This is a genomic window from Cyclobacterium sp. 1_MG-2023, from assembly GCF_030546805.1.
Classification (GTDB): domain Bacteria; phylum Bacteroidota; class Bacteroidia; order Cytophagales; family Cyclobacteriaceae; genus Cyclobacterium.
In genome coordinates, this window is the sequence record NZ_JAUOPC010000050.1 from 1 (window position 1) to 1,311 (window position 1,311).

General features: G+C 41.2%; 3 protein-coding genes and 1 pseudogene. 2 read left to right on the top strand and 2 right to left on the bottom strand.

The features are described 5' to 3' along the window. The coding region (locus Q4534_RS24035) for a transposase (protein ID WP_368509172.1) at positions 1-334 on the bottom strand (334 nt) is incomplete at its 3' end. A 39-nt stretch (positions 335-373) separates the two neighbouring features. Between Q4534_RS24035 and Q4534_RS24040 the strand changes: the two genes are divergently transcribed. Further along, entirely contained in the window at positions 374-646 is a 273-nt protein-coding gene (locus tag Q4534_RS24040; protein ID WP_303615706.1) for a GIY-YIG nuclease family protein, read from the top strand. Here the strand turns inward: Q4534_RS24040 and Q4534_RS24045 are convergent. After that, positions 647-931: pseudogene (locus Q4534_RS24045) on the bottom strand (transposase); the annotation flags it as partial. A gap of 32 nt (positions 932-963) precedes the next feature. Between Q4534_RS24045 and Q4534_RS24050 the strand changes: the two are divergent. Further along, complete coding sequence (locus Q4534_RS24050; RefSeq protein WP_303615707.1) at positions 964-1,224, top strand: GIY-YIG nuclease family protein; 261 nt, start codon at positions 964-966, stop codon at positions 1,222-1,224. The last annotated feature ends 87 nt before the right edge of the window (positions 1,225-1,311 follow it).

A 1,311-nucleotide genomic window follows, 5' to 3' on the forward strand; every position in this document is an offset into this window, starting at 1 on the left:
GTTGGTCAAAACATGCCACTGTATGCAGTTCCCCGGTTTTGCAACAAGGACACTTTCTGAGCAGGGAAGCAGGTTTTTCCCCTACTTCTATTACGACCTGACCGATCTGCCTGTCGATATTGACTTTATGTGTGGCCTTAAATGCACTGGCCAAGATGCCATAATGCCTGATGCGGGTAAAGCCCTTTGGTAAGATATGTAGCGTGAACCTTCTTAGGAATTCAGGAGCTTTTAGCGTGCAAGTTTCTTTTTTGCCCTGTTTCCGGTAATTCTTTACCGTAAACTGAACCTTACCGTTTTGAAGTGATTTGATCCGTTGGTTACTGATGGCAATTTACCCCGTAGGATTTTATTAAATTACATCAAAAAAAGCATGGACAAATATTTTTATGTGTATGTTCTTCTCAGTGAGTTTGATGGGCAGTTTTACACTGGGTATACTTCTGATTTAAAAGCAAGGGTTGAACATCATAACCGAGGTAAAGTGCCATCGACTAACAGGAGAAGGCCATTAAAGCTAATCTATTGGGAGGGATGTTTAAATCAACAGGATGCTACCAGAAGAGAAAAGTATTTGAAATCAGGGAATGGGAAAAAGTATATTAGGAACAGAATTTTCAATTACATCAATAATCCAACGGGGTGAATGGGAGTACCTGCCTAGGTATTCAATAACTTGTTTGGGGCCGAAGAATGGTTTTTTGCAATAGATGACCCATTTCTTGGAGAACAATTGCCTTGCAGTGTTCGGGGCCAACAACTTCTTTTCCCTAAGTGCCTGCACCATTCTTGCTCTGAAGACGGTAGACATTTTCTTTACCGGAAAAAGGAAACGTCCCTTGGATAGGGAAGCCTTCCATTTACCTGAAGGTGTCAGTCCACCAGCTGGAACAATGCAATGCAGGTGAGGATGTAAGCTTAGGTTCTGGCCCGCACCCCGTTAGAAATAGTTATATTTAGTGGATGGAAGCATTCACAGTATATGTATTGGCCTCACAAAAAGATCTATCTTGGTATATCGGATTTACATCTGACTTGGAGAAGAGAATAAAAGAGCACAACAGAGGCAAGACTATTACTACAAGTAAAAAAATGCCTTGGAAGGTAATCTATTACGAAGTGTCTTTTAATAGACTTGATGCAATTGCACGTGAGAAATATTTAAAGAGCGGAATGGGAAGAAGGTATTTGAAAAACAGGTTGTCCAATCAATTGAATTTCTAACGGGGCAAGTGTATGTAAAACACTTACCATTCCAGTCTTTGCACCTAGCAACTTGGGGTTGGCAGCAAAGTCCCTGACGACTGACCA